This window comes from Microbacterium wangyouchuni, from assembly GCF_051546305.1.
Lineage (GTDB): Bacteria > Actinomycetota > Actinomycetes > Actinomycetales > Microbacteriaceae > Microbacterium.
The window spans coordinates 366,471-389,029 of record NZ_JBPTMA010000003.1; the positions used below are offsets into that span (position 1 = coordinate 366,471).

Here is a 22,559-nt window from a genome sequence, read left to right on the forward strand (position 1 = left end):
CAGGGCGACGCTGGTTGGATTGACTGTGCAGGAAGCGTTCCGGGCTCGTGCCCGCATCATGCACCGAAGGAGTTGCCGATGGGTTCGTCATCGACCGAAGACGTCGCAGGAGAGGTAGTTGTCGTCACAGGCGCCGCGCAAGGCATCGGCCGTGCAGTCGCCCTCGAGTTCGCCGCACGCGGCGCGAAGGTCGCCGTCGTCGATCTACAGGCCGAAGCGGCCCGCGCCGTCGTCACGGAGATCGAGGCTGCGGGTGGCACTGCCATCGCCGTCGGCTGCGACGTCGCCGACCACGAGAGTGTGAACGCCGCGGCGGCAGACATCGCGGAGCGGCTGGGCACCATCGGCGTGCTGGTCAGCAATGCTGGCGTCACCCGCCCGGCCATGATCCGCAAGATGACCTACGAGCAGTGGCATCAGGTGGTCGACGTGCATCTGAACGCCTCCTTCTACTGGCTCAAGGCGGTCGTTGAGGGGATGATCGAGCGCGGCAGGGGCCGGATGATCTTCACCAGCAGCTCCACCGCGCAGAACGGCTCGATCGGGCAGGTGAACTACGCTGCGGCCAAGTCGGGCATCCTCGGCCTGGTGCGCACGGCCGCCCGCGAACTGGGCCGATACAACATCCTCGTCAATGCCGTCGCACCCGCGGCGGTCACTGATATGACCCGCAAGGTGCTGACCGACCCGAAGTTCGGCGCCGACCCCAGCAGGACCATCCTCGGCCGCTACGCCGAGCCCGAAGAGCTCGCACCGACGTACGTCTTCCTGGCAGGCGAAGCGTCGAGTCTGATCACAGGCCAGATCATCTCCGTCGACGGAGGAGGGATGTTCGTCCGATGAGCACCGCACACACGACCGATCTGACCAGGCTGCTGTCACCGCGTTCGATCGCCATCATCGGCGCATCGGACAAGCCGGGCCGCATCGGCACCCAGATGCTCACGAACATCGCATCGATGTTCACCGGCGACATCTACCCCGTCAACCCCCGCGCCGAAGAACTCCTCGGCCACCGCGCCTACGCCGACATCACCTCGCTGCCGGATGGCATCGACATGGCGATCATCGCCGTGCCAGCCGAGTTGGCGGTGCCTGCGGTGGAGCAGCTCGCGGCCAAGGGGGTGGGCGGAGTCACCCTGCTCACCTCCGGCTTCTCCGAGGCTGGCGAAGAGGGCATCGCCAGGCAGCAGGCGCTGAACGAGATCATCGAGCGCACGGGTGTCCACCTGCTCGGTCCCAACTGCATCGGGTACATGAACCTCCACGACGGGGTGATGGCGAACTTCGCCATCCCGCCTGGCACGAAGATCCCCGATCCCGGGCCGGTCGCGCTGGTCTCCCAGAGCGGCGGCTTCTCCTCCTTCATCACCGCCGCGTCGATGCGGGCGGGCATCCGCCTCGGCTACTTCGTCAGCACAGGCAACGAGGCGGGGGTTGTGCTCGCCGAGGCCGTCGAGCACCTCGTCGAACGTGACGAGGTGAACACTGTGCTCGTCTTCAGCGAGTCGCTGAAGAAGCCAGAAATCCTCATCCGCGCGGCCCGTCGCGCCCGCGAACTGGACAAGCCGATCGTGCTGCTGAAGACCGGCCGTACCGAGGAAGCGGCCAGGGCCGCGATGAGCCACACCGCCTCGATCGCGGGCTCGGCTGCGGTGCTGGACGCCGTGTGCGAACAGCACGGCATCCACGTCGTGCACTCCATGGAGGAGCTCGTCGACCTGGGGCTTGCGTTCCAGGACGGCCGGCGCATGCCCAAGGGCGATGTCAGCATCATCACCGCGTCGGGTGGCGCAGGCGTGCTGCTCACCGACGGCGCTGCATCCAACGGGCTGAAGGTCTCCCAGCCTCCCACGGATGCGGTCGAGAGCATCGCCGCACAGATGCCGCAGCCGTTCTATGGCAGCATCGAAAACCCCTTCGACCTCACCGCGCAGGTGACGGCATCGCCCGACACGCTCGGCAATGTGCTCGAGACCGTGCGCGACATCGATGCCTACGACGCGATGGCCGTGGTCACCTGGGCGCTCGACTACCCGGGCAACGATCGTCTGATCGAGATCTACCGCTCCACGGAGAAGCCCGTGTTCGTGCTCTGCACCGGGTACATGGACAAGTTCTACGCTGCGGGCGTGCCGATCTACCTCGACCCTGCGCGACTGATGCGCTCGATGGCGGCCGTGGCGAAGCACTCGCAGGGACCGCCGCTGGACACCGCCACCGCCGAGGACCGTGCGCCCAGACGCGTCGAGCGTTCGACGGGCGTGCGCTCGCTGCTTGAGCACGACGGCAAGACGCTGCTGTCCTCCTACGGCGTGTCGGTGACCAGGGAACGGATGGTCGCGGATGCCGACGCCGCGGTCGCCTTCGCGAAGGAGCTCGGCGTGCCCGTAGCCATCAAGGCCATGAGCTACGCCATCCAGCACAAGACCGAGTACGGCGCGGTGCGCCTCGGGCTGACCGCAGCCGACCTCCCGCAGGCGATGGAGGAGATGCTTGCCGAGGTCGCCGCGAAGGCGCCGGATGCTCGCATCGAAGGCGTGCTCGTGCAGGAGATGGTCCCGGCAAGACTGGAGATGACCGTCGGACTGCAGCGGGATCCGGTCTTCGGCCCGGTCGTCGCGGTCGGACTCGGAGGCGTCACGGTGGAGATCATGGCCGCAGCCGTGCTGCTGCACGCGCCATTCTCGTTCGAGACGGCCAAGCGCATCATCCGCGGCCTGCTGGGCGGACGGATCCAGACCGCCGCGCGCGGTCTGGACGAGGCCGAGCTCGACGAACTCGCCCGCATCGCGGTCGCCGTCGGTGAGCTCGCCGTGGACGACCCGTCCATCACCGAGCTCGATGTGAACCCGGTGCGCGTGAACGACGGCAAAGCCGTCGCGGCCGATGCGCTCATCGTCTTCGAAGACGACCGCGGCGGTGCGGCGTGATCGACCGCTCCCACCTCGTCGGCGCTGCCGGCGTCCCGTACCGCTTCGTGGTCGAGGAGGGCAAGGCGCGCGAGTTCGCCAGGGCGGTGTATGCGAGCGATCCGCTGTTCGTGGACCGCGCAGCCGCCGAGGCTGCCGGACTGCCCGCACCAGTCGTTCCGCCGACGTTCAGCGTCGCCAGCGCCCACTGGTCGGTGCCGGGGGCGATGCCCGATCTGCAGCTTGACCTGCGCGGCGTGCTCGCCGGAGGCAACGAGTGGGAGTACCTCGCACCGATCTCGGTCGGTGATGAACTGGAGGTCACCACCTCCGTGGAATCGGTCGAGCAGAAGCAGAGCGGTCGCGGGCCGATGGTGATCATTACCGTGCGCACCGACTTTCGTTGCGAAGGTGAGCTCGTCCAGATCTCCCGATCGACGATCCTGCAGTTCGATGTGAAGAAGGAGGACGGCGATGACTGAACGCACCCTCTTCTCGCGCAGCATTGGTCCGCTCAGTCGTGCCGACATCGTCCGCTATGCGGGTGCAGGGGGAGACTTCAACCCCCTGCACCACGATGAGACGTTCGCCACCCGCGCAGGCTTGGGGTCTGTCATCGCCCACGGGCTGTTGACCGCAGGGCTCACCGGCACCGCGCTGGCCGAGCACGTCGGTCCCCTCCGACTGCGCCGCTACGCGGTCAGGTACACCGGGCAGGTGCGTCCGGGGGATACCCTGACGATCACCGCATCCGAAGCGGACGGTGAGAGCGACGAGACCATGCGCATCGCGCTCGAGGTGACCGCCGCAGTCGAGGACAGCGCGGCCAGACCCGTGCTGACCGCCACCGCGGAGGTGGGCCGATGAGCGCCGCAGACCACCTGGTGAGCGAACCTACGCCGTGGCGCGGGCTGCGCGACCGCCAGGAGCGGGGGGAATTCCCGTTCCAGTCGTGCACCGCCTGTGCGAAGGCTGTCTTCTCCCCGCGGGTGCTGTGTCCTCACTGCGGGTCGACCGAGCTGGAGTGGTGCAGCGCCATCGGCGCGGGCGCCGTGTACTCGCAGACGGTGTTGCCCTCACACGGCGGCGACGACCGACAGATCGTGCTGGTCGACATGGCCGAGGGATTCCGGGTGATGGGCGTCGCAGACGGCGTCCACCTGGCGATCGGCGACGCTGTGGTGGGCAGGATCGAGATCGATCCGGATGCCGCCGGAGCCGATCCGGCGTACGTTTTCAAGAGGCAGGAGAGCTGATGGCGCACCCGCTGCGCGGCGCGACGGTGATCCGGGGCGTCGCAGAATCCGAGCTGGGTCAGGTCGGCCCTGACCGCTATCCGCTCGACCTTATCGGTGAGGCCGTGGTCGGCGCGCTCGCCGATGCGGGCATCGACAAGTCGGAGGTCGACGGCCTCTTCGCCGCAGTGACCGGCCGGGTCATGGCGAATCTGGATGTCGGCGAGTACCTCGGCATCGCGCCGCGCTACTCCGACGGCACCATGGTGGGCGGCAGCTCCTTCGTCAGTCACGTGCATCACGCGGCGCTTGCGTTGCAGGCGGGAGCGTGCGATGTCGCCGTGATCGCCTACGGCAGCACGCAGCGCACCGACATGCGCAGGCCCGATCGTGTGCCGTACCCGCCGGAGCGTCCGAATCATGAGTCGCAGGCCAGGCCCATCCACCCGGTGACCGGGTACGCACTCGCCACAGCCAGGCACATGCACGAGTTCGGCACGACCAGGGAGCAGCTCGCCGAGGTGGCGGTCGCAGCCAGAGCGTGGGCGGCGATGAATCCGAAGGCGTTCAAGCGGGATCCGCTCACGGTCGAGGACGTGCTCGCCGCGCGCACCGTCGCCGAGCCGCTCACCACGCTCGACTGCTGCCTGATTACCGACGGTGGTGGCGCAGTGGTCATGACCCGTGACGGCGAGCACGAGGGGCGCAAGCGCCCCATCCACGTGCTCGGCGCAGGCGAGGCGCACACGCACCGGGCGATCTCGCAAATGCCCGATCTCACCGTGACGGCGGCCCGCGAGTCCGGGCGTCGCGCCTTCGAGATGGCGGGCCTAACGCCGACCGACATCGACGTGCTTCAGCTCTACGACGCGTTCACGATCAACCCGATCCTCTTCCTGGAGGATCTGGGCTTCTGCGAGAAGGGCGAGGGTGGTGCCTTCGTGTCGGACGGTCGCATCGCGCCGGGCGGTACGCTACCGGTGAACACCAACGGCGGTGGCCTGTCGTTCTGCCATCCGGGAATGTACGGGATCTTCACCATCATTGAGGCCGTGCGGCAATTGCGCGGTGAGGCGGGGGAACGCCAGGTGCCGGGCGTGGAGACCGCGCTGGCGCATGGCAACGGCGGACAGCTCTCCAGCCAGGCGACCGCGATTCTGGGGGTGTCTCGATGACCGATGCAGGTTCGCAACTCGTGCTGACCGAGCTGGTCGACGAGGTGCTGCTGATCACGCTCAACCGACCGGAGGCGCTCAATGCCCTGTCGGTCTCCCTATCCCGTGAGCTGACAAGGGCGCTGCACCGTGCGGCGCACGATGACGTCCGCGCGGTGGTCATCACTGGGGCGGGCAAGGGGTTCTGCGCGGGCGCCGACCTGCGCGAGCAACGCACAGGCGACGTCGCGACCGAAGGGCTGCAGGTCACCTACCACCCTCTTGTGCTGGCGCTGGTGGCGCTGGAGAAGCCGGTGATCGCAGCAGTGAACGGCCCCGTGGTTGGCGCCGGCCTGGCGATCGCGCTGGGCGCGGATGCGCGCATCGGGGCGGGGCGGGCGCTGTTTGTGCCCGCGTTCGGAGCGATCGGACTCATCCCGGACAGCGGTGTCGGCTATCTCGCGCAGCGGGTCCTGGGAGATGCTGCGGCTCTGCGCTGGCTCGCATCCGGCCGGCGCATCGACGCGGATGAGGCGAAGAGCCTCGGGCTGCTGGACCATCTCGCGGACGATGTCGTCGCCGAGGCGATGGCGCAGGCGCGCGAGCTCGCGACGCTGCCCGGCCGTGCGTACGGCCTTACCAAGCGACTCATGTGGTCGGACGGACGTCGCCGCCTCGTGGAGCAGCTCGATCTCGAGGTCGAGCTGCAGCATTTGGCTGTCGCGGATCCTTCGCGAGCAGCGGCGCGCGAACGCGTGGCATCGCGCCTGGCCGCCACCGACACGGAAGGGGAGGGCCAGTCATGACCGAGCAGTCCGAGCAGCAGGAGGAGTCTCCGGTCCTCACCGCGATCGAAGGCGGCGTGCTGACCATCACGCTGAACCGCCCGCACCGGCATAATGCCGTGACGGGGCGCATGCACCGTGAGTTCCACGGGGCCCTGGCCATCGCGAACGACAACCCAGAGGTGCGCGTCGTGGTGCTCCGCGGAGCCGGGCAATCGTTCTGTTCCGGCGCCGACGTGCGCGACTTCGTGCCGCCGTCGCAGCCTCCCTCACCCGCGCAGCGCGCGATGGATGTGATGGGCGGACGCGATCTCGTCGAGGCCATGCTCGCGGTGAAGCAGCCTATCGTGGCCGCCGTGCGCGGCTACTCCATGGGACTGGGTGCGACGATCGCACTCTTCTCGGATGTCGTGATCGCCTCGGAGACCGCGGTCTTCGCAGACACGCATGTGAACATCGGCGTCGTGGCGGGCGACGGTGGCGCGGTCATGTGGCCGCTGCTGGCCGGCCTCGGCCGGGCCAGGTACCACCTGCTCACCGGAGAGCGCGTGACGGGTGCACTCGCGGCCGACTGGGGGCTGGTCTACAAAGTCGTCCCGGACGGCGAGCTGGAGACGGAGTCGGATGCCGTCATCGCCACGCTCGCGGGGCTCGCGCCCATGGCACTGCGCGGCACCAAGGCCACGCTCAACCGGATCGTTCGACAGCAGGTCGACCTCGTGCTGGAGTACGGCCTGTGGGCCGAAGCAGTCACGTTCCTCTCGGAGGACCACACCGAGGCGACGTCGGCATTCGCCCAGAAGCGCCGGCCGAACTTCGCCGACCGCTGAGCCGTTGCACGTGCTGCGGTGCAGCACACGAATGTAGTTGATCAAAAATATCAGGAACGGTCGCGACGGTGCGCCGAGGAGGAGATGACGATGGTGTTCTCTCGTGGTTTCGGACGATCACTCAGCGCAGCGCTGGCCGCAGGCGTCCTCGTCTGCGCGCTCGCCGCGTGCTCCGGCGGAGAGGCGGGCGGGAGCGTGTCGGGCGGCAGCGAGCAGGTGGGCGAACCCCGCAGCGGTGGGTCGCTCGTGGTCGCATCGCTGTCGGAGATGCCCGGTTTCGATCCGGTCAAGCTCATCGCCGTCGGCACCGGCATCGAGCGCGCCGCCCAGGTGATGGACACCCTCATGTATCGCGACGACGCGACCGGCGAGGTTAAGCCGAAGCTGGCGGAGTCGCTCGAGTCCGACGACGGTGCGACCTGGGTCCTCTCCCTGCGTGACGGCATCGAGTTCACCGACGGCAATCCGCTTGACGCGGAGGCGGTCGTGTTCAATATCGAGCGGCACATGGCGGAGGGCTCCACGAGTGCGGCCAAGTCGATGCTCTCCGATGTCACCGACATCGAAGTGACGGGGGAGTACGAGGTCACCATCACCCTGAATGCGCCGAGTGGCTCCTTCCCGCTCGCGCTGGCGAGCTCATCGCCGGCCAGCCTCATCGGCTCGCCCGCCGCACTGGCCGACCCTGACGCGTTCAACGAGGATCCGGTCGGTGCCGGCCCCTTCATCTTCAAGTCCTGGACACGCGACAGCGAGCTCACACTCGTGCGCAACGACCAGTACCACGGCGAACCCGCCCACCTGGATGAGGTCGTCTTCCGCGTGCTGCCTGATCCACAGAGCCGCGTCGACGCGGTGATGTCCGGCGACGTCGACGTCAGCCAGATCACGGGGACGAGCTGGGCCGCCGCAGAAGCGAACCCGTCGCTGACTGTGGTCAACAGTCCGGTCGGTGGGCAGGTGCTCGTGCCGAACGCCACGAAGGCGCCTGGCGACGACATCAGGGTGCGCGAGGCGATCGGGTTGGCGACCGATGCCGCGGTGGCCAACGCCATCGTCTTCCCCGGCAGTGACCTGTGGGATCTCAACCGCGACTGCCTGCCGTATCCGACCGGCGCTCCGGCGTGCGTCGAGGGTGCAGCGCCCACTCCCGACCTCGAGAAGGCGAAGGCGCTCATCGCCGAGTACGTGGCTGACGGCGGCTCGGTCGCGGTCGACTTCGTCGCACCGGCGATGACCGATGAGGTGTCGTACTACCAGCGCCAGCTCGACGAGATCGGGCTGGACGTGACGATGCAGGTCACCGATGTGGCCTCGTTCCAGGCGGCGAGCATCTCCGGCGACTATGACGTGCTCTGGGGCATCACCGCCTCGGCCGGTTACCCGACGGTGTGGCGGTACATGTCCTCGCAGGGCGTGCACTGGGGCAAGGTCGTGTACCCGGAGATGGATGAGGCGCTCGAGCGGGCACGCGATGAGCTCGAGCTCGACGCACGCAACGCGGCGTGGCGCGAGGTCTCGGAGATCGTCACGGAGAAGCAGGCGTTCTTCTGGACGACGCCGTACTCGTCCGCAACTGCGTACAAGAAGAGCGTGCACCTCGGATCTGAGGAGTTCCCGTTCCAAGGGACGCTGATGGTCTACTTCCAGGATGCCTGGATCGAGGGCTGACGAGTACGGAATCTCGGCCCAGCCCTCGCTATCTGATCAAATATCTTGTATTCTAGATCCGCCGGCCCGCCCTGGGGTGGTGGCAGGAAACCCACGCGATGTCGCGTGATTGGGAGGAGACGATGGTGTTTTTTCGCAAAGTCAGGAAGACCGCGTCAAGTGTGGTGGTGGTCGGCGCGCTCGTAATCGCACTTGCTGCGTGCTCGGGCGGCGGTGGAGGCGGCGAGACGTCCGCTGATCCCGGCACGCCGGCCGGCGAACCGCAGGCCGGTGGGACCGCCGTGGTCGGTTCGCTCTCGGAGATGCCCGGTTTTGACCCGGTCAGGCTCGTGGCGCTGGGGACGGGCATCGAGCGGGCCGCGCAGGTGATGGACACGCTCATGTATCGCGATGACGTCACCGGTGAGATCAAGCCGAAGCTGGCCGAAGCGCTGGAGACCGAGGACGGCAAGACCTGGGTGCTGACGCTACGCGATGGCGTGCAGTTCACCGACGGCACTCCGCTCGACGCCGAGGCGGTGCTCTTCAACCTGGAGCGACACGTCGCTCCGGACTCCACGAGCGGCGCCAAGTCGCTGTTCTCCGACCTGGCGAGCATGGAGGTCACCGGGGAGTACGAGGTCACGATCACGCTGAACGCACCGAGCGGTTCGTTCCCGCTCGCGCTGAGCGCCTCGTCGCCCGCCAGCCTGATCGGTTCGCCGACCGCGCTGGCCGATCCCGACGCGTTCAATGAGAACCCGGTCGGCGCAGGCCCATTCGTCTTCGACTCGTGGACGCGTGACAGCGAGCTCAAGCTCGTGCGTAACGACGACTATTGGGAGGACGGCAAACCTTACCTCGACGCGGTCACCTTCCGCGTGCTGCCTGACACGCAGGGCCGTACTGATGCGCTGATGTCGGGTGACATCCACACCACGCAGCTCGGCGGCACCGGCTGGGCTGCGGCCGAGTCCAACGGCTCGATCGAGATCGTGCTGTCACCAGGAGGTGGCCAAGCGCTGATCCCGAACGCGACCCGAGAGCCGGGCAGCGACGAACGCGTGCGCGAGGCCATCGGTCTTGCGACTGACGCGAGCGTGACCAACACGATCGTCTTCCCCGGCAGTACGTTGTGGGACCAGAACCGAGACTGCCTGCCGTTTGCGAGCGGTGCCCCGACGTGTCTTGAGGGCTCATCGCCGGAGCCCGACCTCGACAAGGCCAAGAGCCTCGTGGCCGACTACATCGCGGACGGCGGGACGAACAAGGTCGTCTTCTCCGCGCCGGGTGCGACCGACGAGACGAACTACTACGTGCAGCAGCTCACCGAGATCGGTCTGGATGTGGAGACCCGCATCACGGACGCCGCATCGTGGCTGCAGGCCACCCAGACCGGTGACTACGACGTGCTCTACGGAATCATCGGTTCCTCCGGCTACCCCACGCAGTGGCGCTACATGTACTCGGGCGCATTCAACTGGGGACAGCAGGTCGACGCTGAGCTCGATGAAGCACTGCTACGGGCGCGCGACGAGGTCGAACTCGAGGACCGCAACCAGGCATGGCAAGACGTCGCGCAGATCGTCAAGGACACCAAGAGACTGTTCTGGACCGCGCCCTTCGCCTCGGCGACCGCGTACTCGAACTCGCTGCACATCGGCACCGAGGAGTTCCCGTTCAAGGGCTCGCTGATGATGTACATGGGCGACGCCTGGCTCGAGCAGTAGGCGAGACGGTCCGGGGCGGGCCTCCCGCCCCGGACCGGCAGACGCACGACGATGTGCAACCCGAACAGGAGAAGGAATGGATTTCGCACTCGACAGGGCCGACCGGGAGTTCCTCGAGGAGTTCCGGGCGTACCTGGACAGCCTCGTCTCGGAGGGGTTCTACTCGAATCCCGGGCTGGTCGGCCCGGACCACGCGATGGGCGAGGAGGAGATGGCCGAGCGCAAGCGGTTCATCGAGCGCCTCGGGCAGGACGGCTGGCTAGGCATCTCATGGCCCGTCGAATACGGCGGGCGTGGTATGGCCGGCATCCGCCAGTGGTTGATGCTCGATGAGTTGAGTCGCCGTCAGATGCCGAGCATGCTGCTCGGCGTGCTAATGATCGGCCCCACGATTCTGCGCATCGGATCCGGGGAGCACAAGGCTGAGTACCTGCCCAAGCTCCTCTCCGGCGAGTACGAGTTTTGCCTCGGATACTCCGAGCCCGGCGCGGGCACCGACCTGGCGAACCTGCAGACACGTGCGGTGCGCGAGGGTGACGAATACGTCATCAACGGGCAGAAGATCTACACCACCGCCGCACAGTACGCCACGCACGTCTGGTTGTCCGTGCGCACCGGAGCACCCGACTCCAGGCATGCCGGCGTCACCGTCATCGTCGTGCCGATCGACACTCCCGGTATCACCGTCAGGCCGCTGATCACCGGCGCCGACTACCGCACCAACGAGGTCTTCTACGACGACGTCCGTGTGCCCGTCGCCAACCGCGTAGGCGAGGAGAACGGTGGCTGGAAGGTCATCTCGATGGCGCTCCAGTTCGAGCGCACGCCGACCGCCAACCGTCTCGTTCGTGAGTTCGGCGAGGTGCTTCACTGGGCCACGACCGACGGCCCCGACGGCACTAGGCCGGCCGACAACCCCCTGGTGCGGGCTCGCATTGGACGGCTCTCGGCTCACGCCGACGTCGCGAGGCTGTTCTCGCTGCGTATCGCAGGCATGGTCGCCAACGGCGAGGTGCCGTTGGCCGAGGGCTCGATGGCCAAAGTATGGAACACCGACTACGGGCAGGAACTGACCGGCGCAGCGCTGGCGATGATGGGGCCTGAGGGCGTCATCGGCCTCGGCGAGCCGGAGACGCCGCTGGACGGGGTGATGGAGCTCACCTACCGCGAGTCGACGGTCTTCCGCTTCGCAGCAGGCACCAACGAGGTGCAGCGCGACATCATCGCCCAACGCGGACTCGGTCTGCCAAGGAACAGGAGGTAGCACCCGATGGATCTCTCTCTTTCCGAGGAGCAGCGCGCGCTGCGCGACATGGTGCGCTCGATCATGTCGGCCCATGCGCCAGCCGAGGGCGTCAGCGATGTGCTGGTGACCGAAGAGCGGTACTCGACGGGGGCGGAGGAGGCCCTGCGTGAGGCAGGGCTCAGTGAACTTAGCGCCGACCCGCGTGAGAACCTCGTCGAACTCGGCGTGGTCCTCAGCGAGCTCGGCCATGCGGCCCACACCGGCCCCTTCGCGGCAGCATCGTCCGCGGCGCTGACTGCGCAACGACTGCTCGGGGACGCCGCAGGTGAGGTCTCCGGACTCTTCGACGAGGGCGGTGTCGCTGTCGTCTGCGACGGCGTGGGACTGGTCAGTAGCGACGCGGGTGCGCTCACCGGCGGGGTGGGCGGCGTCGAGTGGGCAGACGGTGCGTCGCTCATCGTGGTCGCTGCGGATGCCGGTGACGGCGTCGGCCTGTGGACGACCCGACCGGGTGTCACCGGTGTCAACGTCGTGGCGCAGCGCGGGATGGACGGGTCGCGCAGCGGCGCCGTGCATTTCGACGGCGCACAGTTCGGCGAACCGATGGCGTTCGTCTCCGCAGCCGACTGGCGTGCGAACCGGCATCTGCTGGCGCTGCTGCGCGCGGCCGATCTCGTCGGCGTGATGCGCCGAGTGCTCGAGATGACCGTCGCCCACGTCGGTCAGCGTGAACAGTTCGGCAAGTTCATCGGGCAGTTCCAGGCCGTGCAGCACCACCTGTCGAATCTGGCGATCGACACCGAGGCTGCGACGAACATGGTCAACCACGCACTATGGCGCGGGTCGCAAGGGCTGCCATTCGAACGCTTTGCCGCAGAGGCTGCATGGTTCGTCGGAGATGCGGGGGTGCGCGCCACACAGGTGGCCAACCAGCTGCATGGCGGCATCGGCTTCATGAAGGAGTATCACCTCCACCACTTCCACAACCGCTCGGCCGTCCAACGCGGCCGGATGGGCGCGGAGCAGCGTCGACTCGCCGACCTCGGCGATGTCGTGATCGAAGCGACGGAGCGTGAGTTCCGCGATGAGTTCGTGGATTGGCCGGTATCAGCGTGAGCGCAGGAACAGGACGTCTCGAGGGCAAGCGTGCTCTCGTGGTCGGCGGAGCAGGATCCATCGGAGCCGCCATCGTCACCAAGCTGGTCGCCGAGGGCGCGATGGTGGTCGCAGCTGATCGCAATGCATCGGCACTCGCCGGGGTGACCGCTGAAGGATCCGTGTCGTCTGCGGTCATCGACATCGCCGACGCGCAGAGCGTCGCCGACGGTGTCGCCGAGGCGGTCTCCGCTATGGGCGGTCTGGACATCGTGGTCAACGCCACGGGCATCAGTCACCAGGGACGCACGATCGACGAGGAGACGATCGAGGGATGGAACGAAGTCCTCGCAGTCAACCTCACCGGCTCCTTCGTCCTGGTCAAGGCGACGCTCGAGCACCTGGGCGAGGGTTCCTCGTACGTGTTCGTCTCGTCGACGGGCGCCGAACGCGGACTGCCCCTCAACCTCGCGTACGGCGCGACGAAGGCAGGCCTGGCGAACTTCACCAAGGGCCTGTCCAATGCGGTCGCCGCACGCGGCATCCGGGTCAACACCGTCGGCCCGGGGCTCATGGCCTACCCGGTGCGCAACGATCAGGACAGCACCGACCGTCGGGTCGGGCGCACCGAGGTGGTGCCGCTCGGACGCCTGGGAGAAGGATCGGACATCGCCAACGTCGTGGCCTTCCTGGCCAGCGACGAGGCGGGCTGGGTCACCGGCCAGAATGTGTATGTGGATGGCGGTTCCCTCGCGCGTTAGCGCGGGGGCTGAGGAGGAATGCAATGACGCACACAGATCAGACCATCGACGAGCAGGTCCCCGAGTGGACCACGGAGCGCGCCAAGAACGATCCGCTCGCGCCGCCTCCGATCTATGCCGAGATCCAGCGCAGTGACACGCCCATCCGGCGCGTCCGCATCTGGGACGGCAGCGAGCCGTGGCTCGTGACCAAGTACCAGGAGTACCGCCAGGTCGCATCCGACCAGCGCTTCAGCGCTGACAAGTCGCGCGCCGGCTTCCCGCTGAAGAACGCCGGCTATCAGTCCAAGCGGCGCTCCTTCCTGCAGATGGACGACCCCGAGCATCTGCCCTACCGCAGGCTCTGGGCCCGTCACCTGTCCGCTGCCCGGATGGAGGCACTGCGCCCGGCCATCCAAAAGATCGTCGACGACTGCATCGACGACATGATCGCAAGGGGCGGCGAGGCCGACCTCGTGGAGGACTTCGGCATCCCGGTGCCCGGACTCATCCTCGGCGTGCTGTTCGGCATCCCCGCGGCGGACCGTGAGATGTTCCTGAACCTCGCATCGACCATGTCGTCCAGTCACTCCACCAAGGAGGACACAGCCCGTGCGATGCAGGAGCTGACCGCATACGCGGACAAGCTCGTCGCAGACCGGGAGGCAGAGCCGCAGGACGACGTGATCTCGCATTTCCTTGAGGAGGGCGTCGGCGGTGGTGTGATGACCCGCGAGGAGCTGGTCGGCACCGTGGTCGGCCTGGTCTCGGCCGCGCACGACACCTCGACATCGATGATCCTGTTCGGCACGATCGCGCTGCTTAATAACCCCGACCAGCTGGCGATGATCATCGAGCGCAGCGACGATGCGAAGTTCATCGCCAACGCCACCGAGGAGATGTTCCGCTACATCGCTCCGACGCAGACCGGCCGGCGCCGTCTCGCGCTGGAGGACATGGAGGTTGGCGGGCAGCTCATCCGCGCAGGTGAGGGTGTGATCGCGCTCGACCACCAGTCCTCGCGTGACCCCGACATGTTCGAGGACCCTGACCGCCTCGACCTGGAGCGCAAGGAAGCACGGCGCCACAACGCCTTCGGTTTCGGCACGCACCAGTGCGCAGGGCAGTCCCTGGCCAGAGTGGAGATGCAGGTCGTGTACTCGACGCTGTACCGCCGCCTCCCGAGCATCGCACTCGCTATGCCACAGGAGGAACTGCCGTACCGCGAGGACACGATCGTGTACATCATCGACAAGATGCCGATCACGTTCTGAGGACCGGAAGGATAACAACCATGACAGAGTCGGAAGGGGCAACCGTGACAAACGAGAGCGGCACGCACGAGTACACGGTCGAAGTAAATCAGGTGACGTGCGTGGGTGCTGGTCAGTGTGTGTTCGTGGCGCCGGATATCTTTACCCAGCGAGACGAAGACGGCATCGTGGAGCTTCTTGTCGCGCATCCGGATGAAGACCGGATCGAAGACATCGAGGAAGCCATCGAAGTCTGCCCTGCGCGAGCCATCGCGTTGTTGAAGCGGGAATGAGCGCTGTGGCCGAGACCGGAGTCGGCGAGCTCGGGCGCGTCGTGATCGTCGGTGGTGGCGCAGCCGGTGGACGGTTCGCGGACGCGCTTCGGTTGGGAGGATACGACGGGCCGGTGACACTTCTCGGCGACGAGCTGCACCCGCCTTACCATCGTCCGCTGCTGTCGAAGGAAGTGCTCTCGTCCGTGCGCGAGATAGACGACATCCTCCTCAACTCGGAGGAGGACCTCGCCGCACGGGAGATCGTCTTCCGCGCCGGTCTTCGCGCCACGGGAATCGATCGCCCGCGGCAAGTCGTGCGCACGTCGTCGGGCGTCCAGGTGCCGTATGACACTCTGGTGATCGCCACTGGAGTGCGACCGCGAGTCTTGGGTTCCGCTCCGCTCGGTGCGCGGGTGCATACGCTGCACACCTCGGTTGAGTGTCTGGATCTCCGTGAGGCGCTTGACGGCGCCCGATCTCTCACGGTGATCGGTTCCGGGTTCATTGGCAGCGAGATCGCGGCATCGGCGCGCGAGCTGGGACGGGATGTCGAACTTATCTCGTCCACACGGTTCGCGTTGCAGAACGCGATGGGCCCGTGGGCCGGCGCACGTATTTCCCGGCTGCACGAGGAGCGCGGCGTGCGCGTGCGGCCGCTGAGCCGTGTCGTTGATCTTGAGGCCGATGACGAGGGCGTGCGCGTCGAGCTCGCGGACGGCCAGGTGATCGCATCGGATCTCGCAGTGATCGGCGTGGGATCGAACCCAACCACTGGATGGCTCGAGGATTCAGGCCTCGAGATCATCGACGGTGTGATCGTCGATGCGCATGGTCGGACTGCCGATTCTCGCATCTGGGCGATCGGTGACGTTGCCCGTCGACGTGAAGCCGACGGGTCCACGCACAGGGTGGAGCATTGGACCAGCGCCACGGAACAAGCGGATGGGCTCGCCCGCCATCTGCTCGGCAAGCGGCCGTCACCGATTCCGCGTGTCGACTATCTGTGGACCGACCTCTACGGCACGAAGATCCAGATGCTCGGACACCTCCGACCAGGAGCCACGGAGCACGTCCTGCTTGACGAGAAGAGTAGATTCATCGTCGCTTACACGGTCGATGATCGGGTTGTCGGTGTCGTGGCGCAGGGGATCGCCGGCAGGTTCATGCGCTTCCGGGTGCCGGTGGCGAGCGGCAGTCGCATCGCAGACCTGCGCGAACTGGCCGCGTGAAAGACGCACGGCGAAATCATCGTAAGGAGTGGTAGAGATGTCTGAATTGAGGGTCGATCGTGACGGCGCGACAACGGTGTTCACGATCGATCGGATAGAGCGGCGAAACGCTCTCGGTCGTGAGGTCGTCGCAGCTCTCACTGCGGGAGTAATGGAGTTCCAACGAGATGTTACCCAGCGCGTCGCCATCATCACGGCGGCCGGAGTCGATGCGTTCTGCTCCGGGTTCGATCTGAAGGAGATGGCTGACGCCGGTTCGAGTGTTGCGCCGACACTGCCAGTTTCGCCGTCGCCGGACATTTGCGGGGTGGCAGCGTGCGAGAAGCCGGTTATCGCCGCCATCAACGGACTCGCCGTTTCGGGTGGTCTCGAACTGGCGCTGTCGTGCGACATTCGTCTGTGCACGCCTGAAGCGTGGTTCGGTGCTTTCGAGGTCAAGCACGGATTCCTCGCGGGCGTCGCTGTGAACGTGCTGCCCCGACTCGTGCCGTACAGCGTGGCCGCTGACATGCTGCTGGCGGGAACACGTCTCGACGCGCAGCGTGCGCTGCAGCTCGGGCTAGTGCAGGAGATCGTGGAGCACCACCAACTTCTCGACGCCGCTCTGTCGCGCGCGCATGCGATCGCCGCGCACTCGCCTTCAGCGGTGTGGGGATCCAAACAGGTGCTGAGATATTGGCGCGACGCGCAGTTGGCCGAGCAGCAACGGTACTACGAAGCAGTGATTCATCGGGTTCTCCTGTCGGGCGACATGATGGAGGGGCCACGCGCGTTCACCGAGAAGCGGAAGCCGCAGTTCTCAGACGGCTGGCCGTCTCCGCTCTCTGAATCATGAATCAGGGCGTGGTTCACAAACAACGCGGTGAGCGCCTTAGGTGGCCGCCGTTGATGGCTGGGTCGGCTCAGCATCAGCCGCGAGATCTCCTCGCGCTGTCCATGTTGATGTCCAGATCGGACATCGCGGGTGGATTATGTGCCTCGCCCTTCCAGCGCCGTGGCCAGCGCATCATTGCGCTCGTCGATCAAACGGCGCATGTACTCACGCAAGAACAGGCGGTCGACAAGCGTGCCGATTGGGCCGAACGGGGAGCGGAACGTGACGGTGTCCCTCATCAGCGTACCGTCCGGATGCTCCTGAAAAACATGCTCGTGCTGAAAATCTGCGAACGGCCCCTTCGTCTGCCGATCGCAGAAGCGGTGTGGCTCATCGATATCGAACACAACAGTGCTGAGGTGAAACGGCACTCCGAAATGGCGTGCGCGCCAGGTCACCGTCGAGCCCTCGGTGAACACGCCGCCCGCAGGACCCGCGACCATCGTCTCGCCGTACCGTGCCATCGATTCGACATGCAGGGCCGGGTCGAGGGAGGCCGCGAACACATCGGCGGGCGCCGCGCGGATGACGCGCTCGAGCGCGAACTGCGCCATCAGAGCGGATCGGGCTGCGGACGCGGGTCGGTGAAGTCGCCCGCATCGCGGCGCAGCCGAGCGACGATGGCGACGAGGTCGGCGGCATCTGCAGGGGTCATCCCCGGAGCCGCGAAGACCTCTTCATTCAGGGCAACCGTTGCTCGTTCGGCCAGATCCCGGCCGGCTGCGGTGAGAGAGAGCATCGCCGCTCGCCCGTCATGCGGATGGGGTTCACGCGTGATCAAGCCGTCGCGCACGAGCCGCTCCGCCGTGCTGGTGACGCTGGTCGCGTGCACCTGCAGCCGGGCGACGACGCTCGAGAGCGGAAGGACGCCGGAACGGCTGAAAGCCAGCAGTCGCAGTACCTCGTATCGCGCGAACGAGAGTCCGAACGGTTTCAGCGATGTATCCACTCGCGCCAGCAGCAGCTGCTGCGCTCGCATAACTGAGATGACGGCAGTCATGCCGTCTGCGGCATCCGTCCACCCGTGCTCCAGCCACTGGCGCTTCGCCTCGGCGAGCGGATCGATCGGGAGCGGACGGGATCGGGACACAGCTCTACGCTACTGGTTGCCGCGCGGGCATCCGGAATCGTGCAGTGTGTATACATTCAGCGCGCTCAGGCAGGATCATTATGGAGAGAACGGCTCAGTTTGGCTACATTGACCCGGATGCAGTTAGACTCGGCCGTGTCGTGAGGAGCATTCGATGAAGATCTTCGTCCTGGTCAAAGAGGTGCCGGACACCTATGGCGATCGCAAGCTGAATCTCGAGACGGGACTGGCCGATCGTGCGGCTGGTGACGTGGTCTTGGATGAGATCACCGAGCGTGCGCTTGAGGTTGCCCTCTCCTATGCCGGTAAGGCGGACGGCACTGAAGTGGTCGCTCTCGCGATGGCTCCGGAGTCGTCCACAGCATCCATCCGTCGCGCGCTCGCGATCGGCGCAGCATCCGCTGTGCACATCGTCGACGAGCAGCTCGCCGGCGCAGACCTGGGGCTGACCGCTGAAGTGCTGGCCGCGGCTATCCGCCGTGCAGAGCCTGATCTGGTCATCACGGGAAACCTGTCCACGGACGGTTCCGGCGGGATGATCCCGGCGATGCTCGCCGAGCACCTCGGCTACGCACAGGCGACCGCGCTCAGCGCGGTTGAGATCACCGCCGATGGCGTGAACGGCTCCCGTGCCGCCGACGATGGGACGCAGCCGGTGTCGGTGTCATTCCCGGCCGTCATCTCGATCACCGAGGCTTTGCCGGATGCCCGGTTCCCGAACTTCAAGGGCATCATGGCGGCGAAGAAGAAGCCACTCGAGACGCTGTCGCTCGATGATCTCGGCGTCTCTGCGGACCCGGCCGCGGCGCCCCGCACGATCATGACGACTGTGTCCGAGAAGCCCCCGCGTGCAGCGGGCGTGAAGATCACCGATGAGGGCGACGCCGGCGCGAAGCTGGTCGAGTACCTCGTGCAGAACAGGCTGGTGTGACGATGAGCTACCCCGACAACTCGATCCTCGTGCTGGTGGATGTGACTCCCGCCGGAGACGCTGCGACCTCAACTGCTGCGCTGATCGGCGCCGCATCCCTGATCGGCTCGCCGGTCGCTGTGGTTGCCGGAGGCTCGCAGGCTGCGGTGGATGCCGCGGCCGCTGCTGGTGCATCCATCGTGTTGACCGCCGACGCTGACGCCGGATCGCTCACCGTGCCGGTGGTTGATGCGCTGCAGGCGGCATTCCAACGCGTTCAACCCGACGCCGTGCTGGTGTCGAACTCGATCGCCGGTCGTGATGTCGCGGGTCGTTTCGCGGTGCGCGAGAAGCTCGCCCTGTCGATCGACGCGATCGGCGTGACCCGCGATGACGAGGGCATTGTCGCCAACCATTCGGTTTATGGCGGTGCCTATCTGGTTGATTCGGCGCCGACGTATGGTGCGCCGGTCATCACCGTCCGCCAGGGCGCGGTGGATGCTCGCGCCGAGGCTGTCGCTTCGCCGACGGTTGAGGCTCTCGAGGTCACGGCGTCTGGTGCTGCTGCGGCAACTGCCGGTGCGGTCGAGGTCGTCGAGGTGGCGTCGTCTCGCCCGGATCTGCGGGGCGCGGCGAAGGTTGTCTCTGGCGGCCGCGGGCTCGGCTCGAAGGAGAAGTTCGTGCTCGTCGAACAGCTGGCCGACGCGCTCGGCGCTGCGGTGGGCGCTTCGCGCGCGGCGGTCGATGCCGGGTACATCCCGTACGCGCATCAGGTCGGTCAGACCGGTGTTTCGGTGGCGCCGCAGCTGTATATCGCACTCGGAATTTCTGGTGCGATCCAGCACCGTGCCGGTATGCAGACCGCGAAGAACATCGTGGCGATCAACAAGGACGGTGAGGCGCCGATCTTCGACGTCGCCGACTTCGGCATCGTCGGTGACGTGTTCACCATCGTGCCGCAGGTGATCGAGGCGCTCGAAGCGCGGAAGAAGTAGTCATGGCGACGCGGATGCTGCGGCGCGGGCTGCCGCGTGTAATCGGTGGCGAGCCCTGGCCTCCGGCCGGCGACATCGAAGTCGCGGATGCTGTGGCTGAGGCCGTCGCGCCCGCCAGTGTGCAGGAAGTATCGGCCGCTGAGTCGCAGGTCTCGGTCGCTGAGCCTGTCGAAGTGTCCGATACTTCTGGGCCGAACCCTTCGACGGGTTCAGGGGCCGGTCAGGGCGGTTCAGGGAACAGCTCGAGTGGCTCAGGCGTCGTGCAGAATCTTCGTCGCGGACTGCCGCGCACGCCCGGTGGCGAGCCGTGGCCTCGCGCAGATGCTGCTCCGGCGGCAAGTCCGGCTTCGGATGCCACTGCTCCTGTAGTTGCCGCCGCCCCGGTCGCAGCCGCTGCTGCTCCCACCGCTACCAACGCCCCTGTGGCTGCCGCAGCTCCTGCCGCTGCCACATCTACCGTCGGCGGAACCGCGCTGCGCCGCGGCCTTCCTCGCACGCCGGGCGGCGAGTCGTGGCCACCCGCTGGTACGAGTGTGGCTGCGCGGGTATCGGACCCTTCGACAGACTCAGGGCCCGAAGCAGGCACAGGGACCGAAGCAGGCTCAGCGGTCGAGGCTACCGAATCAACTGCGGCCGTAGCATCCGGCGAACCGGCTGCCGCAGGCGCGCTGGTATCGCTCGATGTGAGCGATCCGCTGCCGTTCCCGCAGACGGTCTTCCCCGGCAAGTATGCGTTCACGCATCTGGCGCCGGAACCGGAGCCCGAGCGCATCGGCCCGTTCACGAAGGCACAGTGGGCCGGCACCGTAATCATCGGTGGCCTCGGCCTGCTCGGAGCCGCGGCGATGGCCGTGGTGTTCGTTCGCTGGTTCCTCACCCTGACGTTCATGCAGGACTTCCTCACGACCTACCCCGGCGAATACCACCTGCCCGAGGGGGCGCCGGTCGGGTTCCCCGGGTGGCTCGGCTGGCAGCACTTCTTCAACGTGTTCCTGATGGTGCTGATCATCCGCTCGGGCCTCAGCGTGCGTCATGACGAGCGCCCGACGGCGTTTTGGACCGCGCGCGGAAACGCGAAGACCAAGATCAGCCTGACGCTCTGGTTCCATCAGGCGCTCGACATCCTGTGGCTCGTGAATGGCATTGTCTTCGTGATCCTGCTGTTCGTGACCGGACAGTGGATGCGCGTGATCCCCACCAGCTGGGAAGTCTTCCCGAACGCCCTGTCGGCTGCGCTGCAGTACGTGTCGTTGGACTGGCCGACCGAGAACGGTTGGGTGAACTACAACTCGCTGCAGCAGCTCGCCTACGGCACGACGATCTTCATCGCCGCTCCTCTCGCCGCTATTACCGGTGTGCGGATGAGTGGACTGTGGCCGAAGAATGCGACGAAGCTGAACAAGGCCTATCCGGTTGAGTGGGCGCGTGCGCTGCACTTCCCGGTGATGCTCTACTTCGTCGTGTTCATCTTCATCCACGTCGCTCTCGTGCTCACCACCGGTGCGCTGCGTAACCTGAACCACATGTATGCCGCGCAGGGCTCCGTCGATGGCGCCGCCTACGCAGACAACTGGACCGGGTTCTGGATGCTGGTGGCATCGCTCGTCGTGATCGCCGCAGCCTGGGTCGCCGCGCGTCCGATGGTGCTGGCGCCCATTGCGAAGCTGTTCGGCAACGTCTCCGCCCGCTGATGTCTGCACCTGACGCTCGGTCGCAACCGGTGCGGGTGCACAGTCACGGCATCACCTTGGCCGGCGACTACTGGCCCGCGGCGACCGACATGCAGGGCAGTGTGCTGTTACTGCACGGCGGAGGACAACGCCGACATTCGTGGCGCCGCACGGGGGAGTGGCTCGCGGAGGAGGGCTGGTCCTCGTACGCGTTCGATGCACGCGGGCACGGTGACAGCGACCGTTCACCGACGGGGGACTACTCCGCCTCGGCGCTGGTCGACGACGTTCTCGAGATCATCGAGCAGATCGGCGAGGCGCCGATCCTCGTCGGCGCCTCAATGGGCGGGATGACCTCTCTCATCGCTGAGGGTGAGCGCGGTCCGATCAGCCGCGCGCTCGTTCTGGTCGACATCGTGGCGAAGGTTGAAGCGGCGGGCGCGAGTCGTATCCAAGCGTTCATGTCGAGTGCTCCGAACGGATTCGGCTCACTCCAAGAGGCATCCGATGCCATCGCCGCATACAACCCGCACCGGCCGCGTCCGAAGTCGCTCGATGGACTGCGTAAGAACCTGGTTCTGCGCGCAGACGGGCGCTGGCATTGGCATTGGGACCCGAAGGTGATGTCCCGTGGCACTGAACCGGAGCGGGAGATCCGCTACGAGCGTGCGACTGCGGCGGCCCGGAATATCACGGTTCCCACGCTGCTTGTGCGTGGTGCGCAGTCCGACATCGTCAGCGATGAGGGCCTGCTCCACATGCAGGAACTCATCCCGCACGCCCGGGCTGTCGAGGTGCAGGCCGCGGGTCACATGATTGCGGGCGACGACAACGACGTGTTCACAACGGAGCTGCTGCGCTTCATCCAATCAACGCGCTGACACGC

General features: G+C 66.6%; 23 protein-coding genes. 21 read left to right on the plus strand and 2 right to left on the minus strand.

The window, feature by feature from the left end:
• Positions 1–78: 78 nt before the first annotated feature.
• From ACSS7Z_RS08350 to ACSS7Z_RS08430, 17 genes are all read left to right on the plus strand, one after another.
• Complete coding sequence (locus ACSS7Z_RS08350) at positions 79–843, plus strand: SDR family NAD(P)-dependent oxidoreductase (RefSeq protein ID WP_438254066.1); 765 nt, start codon at positions 79–81, stop codon at positions 841–843.
• A complete protein-coding gene (locus ACSS7Z_RS08355; RefSeq protein WP_438254067.1) occupies positions 840–2,933 on the plus strand; it encodes an acetate--CoA ligase family protein in 2,094 nt (697 codons plus the stop codon). The genes ACSS7Z_RS08350 and ACSS7Z_RS08355 overlap by 4 nt, the downstream gene beginning before the upstream one ends.
• On the plus strand, positions 2,930–3,394 hold the full coding sequence (locus ACSS7Z_RS08360; protein ID WP_438254069.1) for an FAS1-like dehydratase domain-containing protein: 465 nt from the start codon (positions 2,930–2,932) through the stop codon (positions 3,392–3,394). The genes ACSS7Z_RS08355 and ACSS7Z_RS08360 overlap by 4 nt, the downstream gene beginning before the upstream one ends.
• Positions 3,387–3,779 carry a MaoC/PaaZ C-terminal domain-containing protein gene (locus ACSS7Z_RS08365; RefSeq protein ID WP_438254070.1) on the plus strand — a complete coding sequence of 131 codons (393 nt, stop codon included), beginning with the start codon at positions 3,387–3,389 and terminating at the stop codon, positions 3,777–3,779. The genes ACSS7Z_RS08360 and ACSS7Z_RS08365 overlap by 8 nt, the downstream gene beginning before the upstream one ends.
• Positions 3,776–4,168 (plus strand): Zn-ribbon domain-containing OB-fold protein, encoded by a 393-nt coding sequence (locus tag ACSS7Z_RS08370; RefSeq protein WP_438254071.1) that lies wholly within the window; start codon positions 3,776–3,778, stop codon positions 4,166–4,168. Before ACSS7Z_RS08365 ends, ACSS7Z_RS08370 begins: the two co-directional genes overlap by 4 nt.
• Entirely contained in the window at positions 4,168–5,322 is a 1,155-nt protein-coding gene (locus ACSS7Z_RS08375; protein WP_438254072.1) for an acetyl-CoA acetyltransferase, read from the plus strand. Before ACSS7Z_RS08370 ends, ACSS7Z_RS08375 begins: the two co-directional genes overlap by 1 nt.
• Positions 5,319–6,107: an enoyl-CoA hydratase/isomerase family protein gene (locus ACSS7Z_RS08380; protein ID WP_438254074.1), complete on the plus strand. Its 789-nt coding sequence runs from the start codon at positions 5,319–5,321 to the stop codon at positions 6,105–6,107. The genes ACSS7Z_RS08375 and ACSS7Z_RS08380 overlap by 4 nt, the downstream gene beginning before the upstream one ends.
• Complete coding sequence (locus ACSS7Z_RS08385) at positions 6,104–6,916, plus strand: enoyl-CoA hydratase/isomerase family protein (RefSeq protein WP_438254075.1); 813 nt, start codon at positions 6,104–6,106, stop codon at positions 6,914–6,916. Before ACSS7Z_RS08380 ends, ACSS7Z_RS08385 begins: the two co-directional genes overlap by 4 nt.
• Positions 6,917–7,006: 90 nt before the next feature.
• Positions 7,007–8,587 carry an ABC transporter substrate-binding protein gene (locus ACSS7Z_RS08390; protein ID WP_438254076.1) on the plus strand — a complete coding sequence of 527 codons (1,581 nt, stop codon included), beginning with the start codon at positions 7,007–7,009 and terminating at the stop codon, positions 8,585–8,587.
• A 122-nt stretch (positions 8,588–8,709) separates the two neighbouring features.
• Positions 8,710–10,296: an ABC transporter substrate-binding protein gene (locus tag ACSS7Z_RS08395; RefSeq protein WP_438254078.1), complete on the plus strand. Its 1,587-nt coding sequence runs from the start codon at positions 8,710–8,712 to the stop codon at positions 10,294–10,296.
• A 76-nt stretch (positions 10,297–10,372) separates the two neighbouring features.
• Positions 10,373–11,560, plus strand: a complete 1,188-nt coding sequence (locus ACSS7Z_RS08400) for an acyl-CoA dehydrogenase family protein (RefSeq protein WP_438254079.1) — start codon at positions 10,373–10,375, stop codon at positions 11,558–11,560.
• A 6-nt stretch (positions 11,561–11,566) separates the two neighbouring features.
• On the plus strand, positions 11,567–12,658 hold the full coding sequence (locus ACSS7Z_RS08405; protein ID WP_438254080.1) for an acyl-CoA dehydrogenase family protein: 1,092 nt from the start codon (positions 11,567–11,569) through the stop codon (positions 12,656–12,658).
• Positions 12,655–13,398 carry an SDR family NAD(P)-dependent oxidoreductase gene (locus tag ACSS7Z_RS08410; RefSeq protein WP_438254081.1) on the plus strand — a complete coding sequence of 248 codons (744 nt, stop codon included), beginning with the start codon at positions 12,655–12,657 and terminating at the stop codon, positions 13,396–13,398. The genes ACSS7Z_RS08405 and ACSS7Z_RS08410 overlap by 4 nt, the downstream gene beginning before the upstream one ends.
• A 23-nt stretch (positions 13,399–13,421) precedes the next feature.
• Positions 13,422–14,651 carry a cytochrome P450 gene (locus tag ACSS7Z_RS08415; protein ID WP_438254083.1) on the plus strand — a complete coding sequence of 410 codons (1,230 nt, stop codon included), beginning with the start codon at positions 13,422–13,424 and terminating at the stop codon, positions 14,649–14,651.
• A 20-nt stretch (positions 14,652–14,671) separates the two neighbouring features.
• Positions 14,672–14,923 (plus strand): ferredoxin, encoded by a 252-nt coding sequence (locus ACSS7Z_RS08420; protein ID WP_438254084.1) that lies wholly within the window; start codon positions 14,672–14,674, stop codon positions 14,921–14,923.
• Positions 14,920–16,134: an NAD(P)/FAD-dependent oxidoreductase gene (locus ACSS7Z_RS08425; protein ID WP_438254085.1), complete on the plus strand. Its 1,215-nt coding sequence runs from the start codon at positions 14,920–14,922 to the stop codon at positions 16,132–16,134. The genes ACSS7Z_RS08420 and ACSS7Z_RS08425 overlap by 4 nt, the downstream gene beginning before the upstream one ends.
• Before the next feature lie 37 nt (positions 16,135–16,171).
• Positions 16,172–16,969, plus strand: coding sequence for an enoyl-CoA hydratase/isomerase family protein (locus tag ACSS7Z_RS08430; RefSeq protein WP_438254086.1), 798 nt, complete (start codon positions 16,172–16,174; stop codon positions 16,967–16,969).
• Positions 16,970–17,103: 134 nt separating this feature from the next.
• Here the strand turns inward: ACSS7Z_RS08430 and ACSS7Z_RS08435 are convergent, their stop codons facing one another.
• Complete coding sequence (locus ACSS7Z_RS08435) at positions 17,104–17,562, minus strand: SRPBCC family protein (RefSeq protein ID WP_438254087.1); 459 nt, start codon at positions 17,560–17,562, stop codon at positions 17,104–17,106.
• A complete protein-coding gene (locus tag ACSS7Z_RS08440) occupies positions 17,562–18,098 on the minus strand; it encodes a MarR family winged helix-turn-helix transcriptional regulator (protein ID WP_438254088.1) in 537 nt (178 codons plus the stop codon). The genes ACSS7Z_RS08435 and ACSS7Z_RS08440 overlap by 1 nt, the downstream gene beginning before the upstream one ends.
• Positions 18,099–18,252: 154 nt before the next feature.
• Here ACSS7Z_RS08440 and ACSS7Z_RS08445 point away from each other — a divergent pair, with 154 nt between their 5' ends.
• Genes ACSS7Z_RS08445 through ACSS7Z_RS08460 form a run of 4 tightly spaced genes read left to right on the plus strand, consistent with a single transcriptional unit; the run spans position 18,253 to position 22,554 of the window.
• Positions 18,253–19,029: an electron transfer flavoprotein subunit beta/FixA family protein gene (locus tag ACSS7Z_RS08445; RefSeq protein ID WP_438254089.1), complete on the plus strand. Its 777-nt coding sequence runs from the start codon at positions 18,253–18,255 to the stop codon at positions 19,027–19,029.
• Positions 19,030–19,031: 2 nt separating this feature from the next.
• Positions 19,032–20,003: an electron transfer flavoprotein subunit alpha/FixB family protein gene (locus ACSS7Z_RS08450; protein ID WP_438254090.1), complete on the plus strand. Its 972-nt coding sequence runs from the start codon at positions 19,032–19,034 to the stop codon at positions 20,001–20,003.
• A 2-nt stretch (positions 20,004–20,005) separates the two neighbouring features.
• Entirely contained in the window at positions 20,006–21,694 is a 1,689-nt protein-coding gene (locus ACSS7Z_RS08455) for a cytochrome b/b6 domain-containing protein (protein ID WP_438254091.1), read from the plus strand.
• Positions 21,694–22,554: an alpha/beta fold hydrolase gene (locus ACSS7Z_RS08460; protein WP_438254092.1), complete on the plus strand. Its 861-nt coding sequence runs from the start codon at positions 21,694–21,696 to the stop codon at positions 22,552–22,554. Before ACSS7Z_RS08455 ends, ACSS7Z_RS08460 begins: the two co-directional genes overlap by 1 nt.
• Positions 22,555–22,559 lie beyond the last annotated feature (5 nt).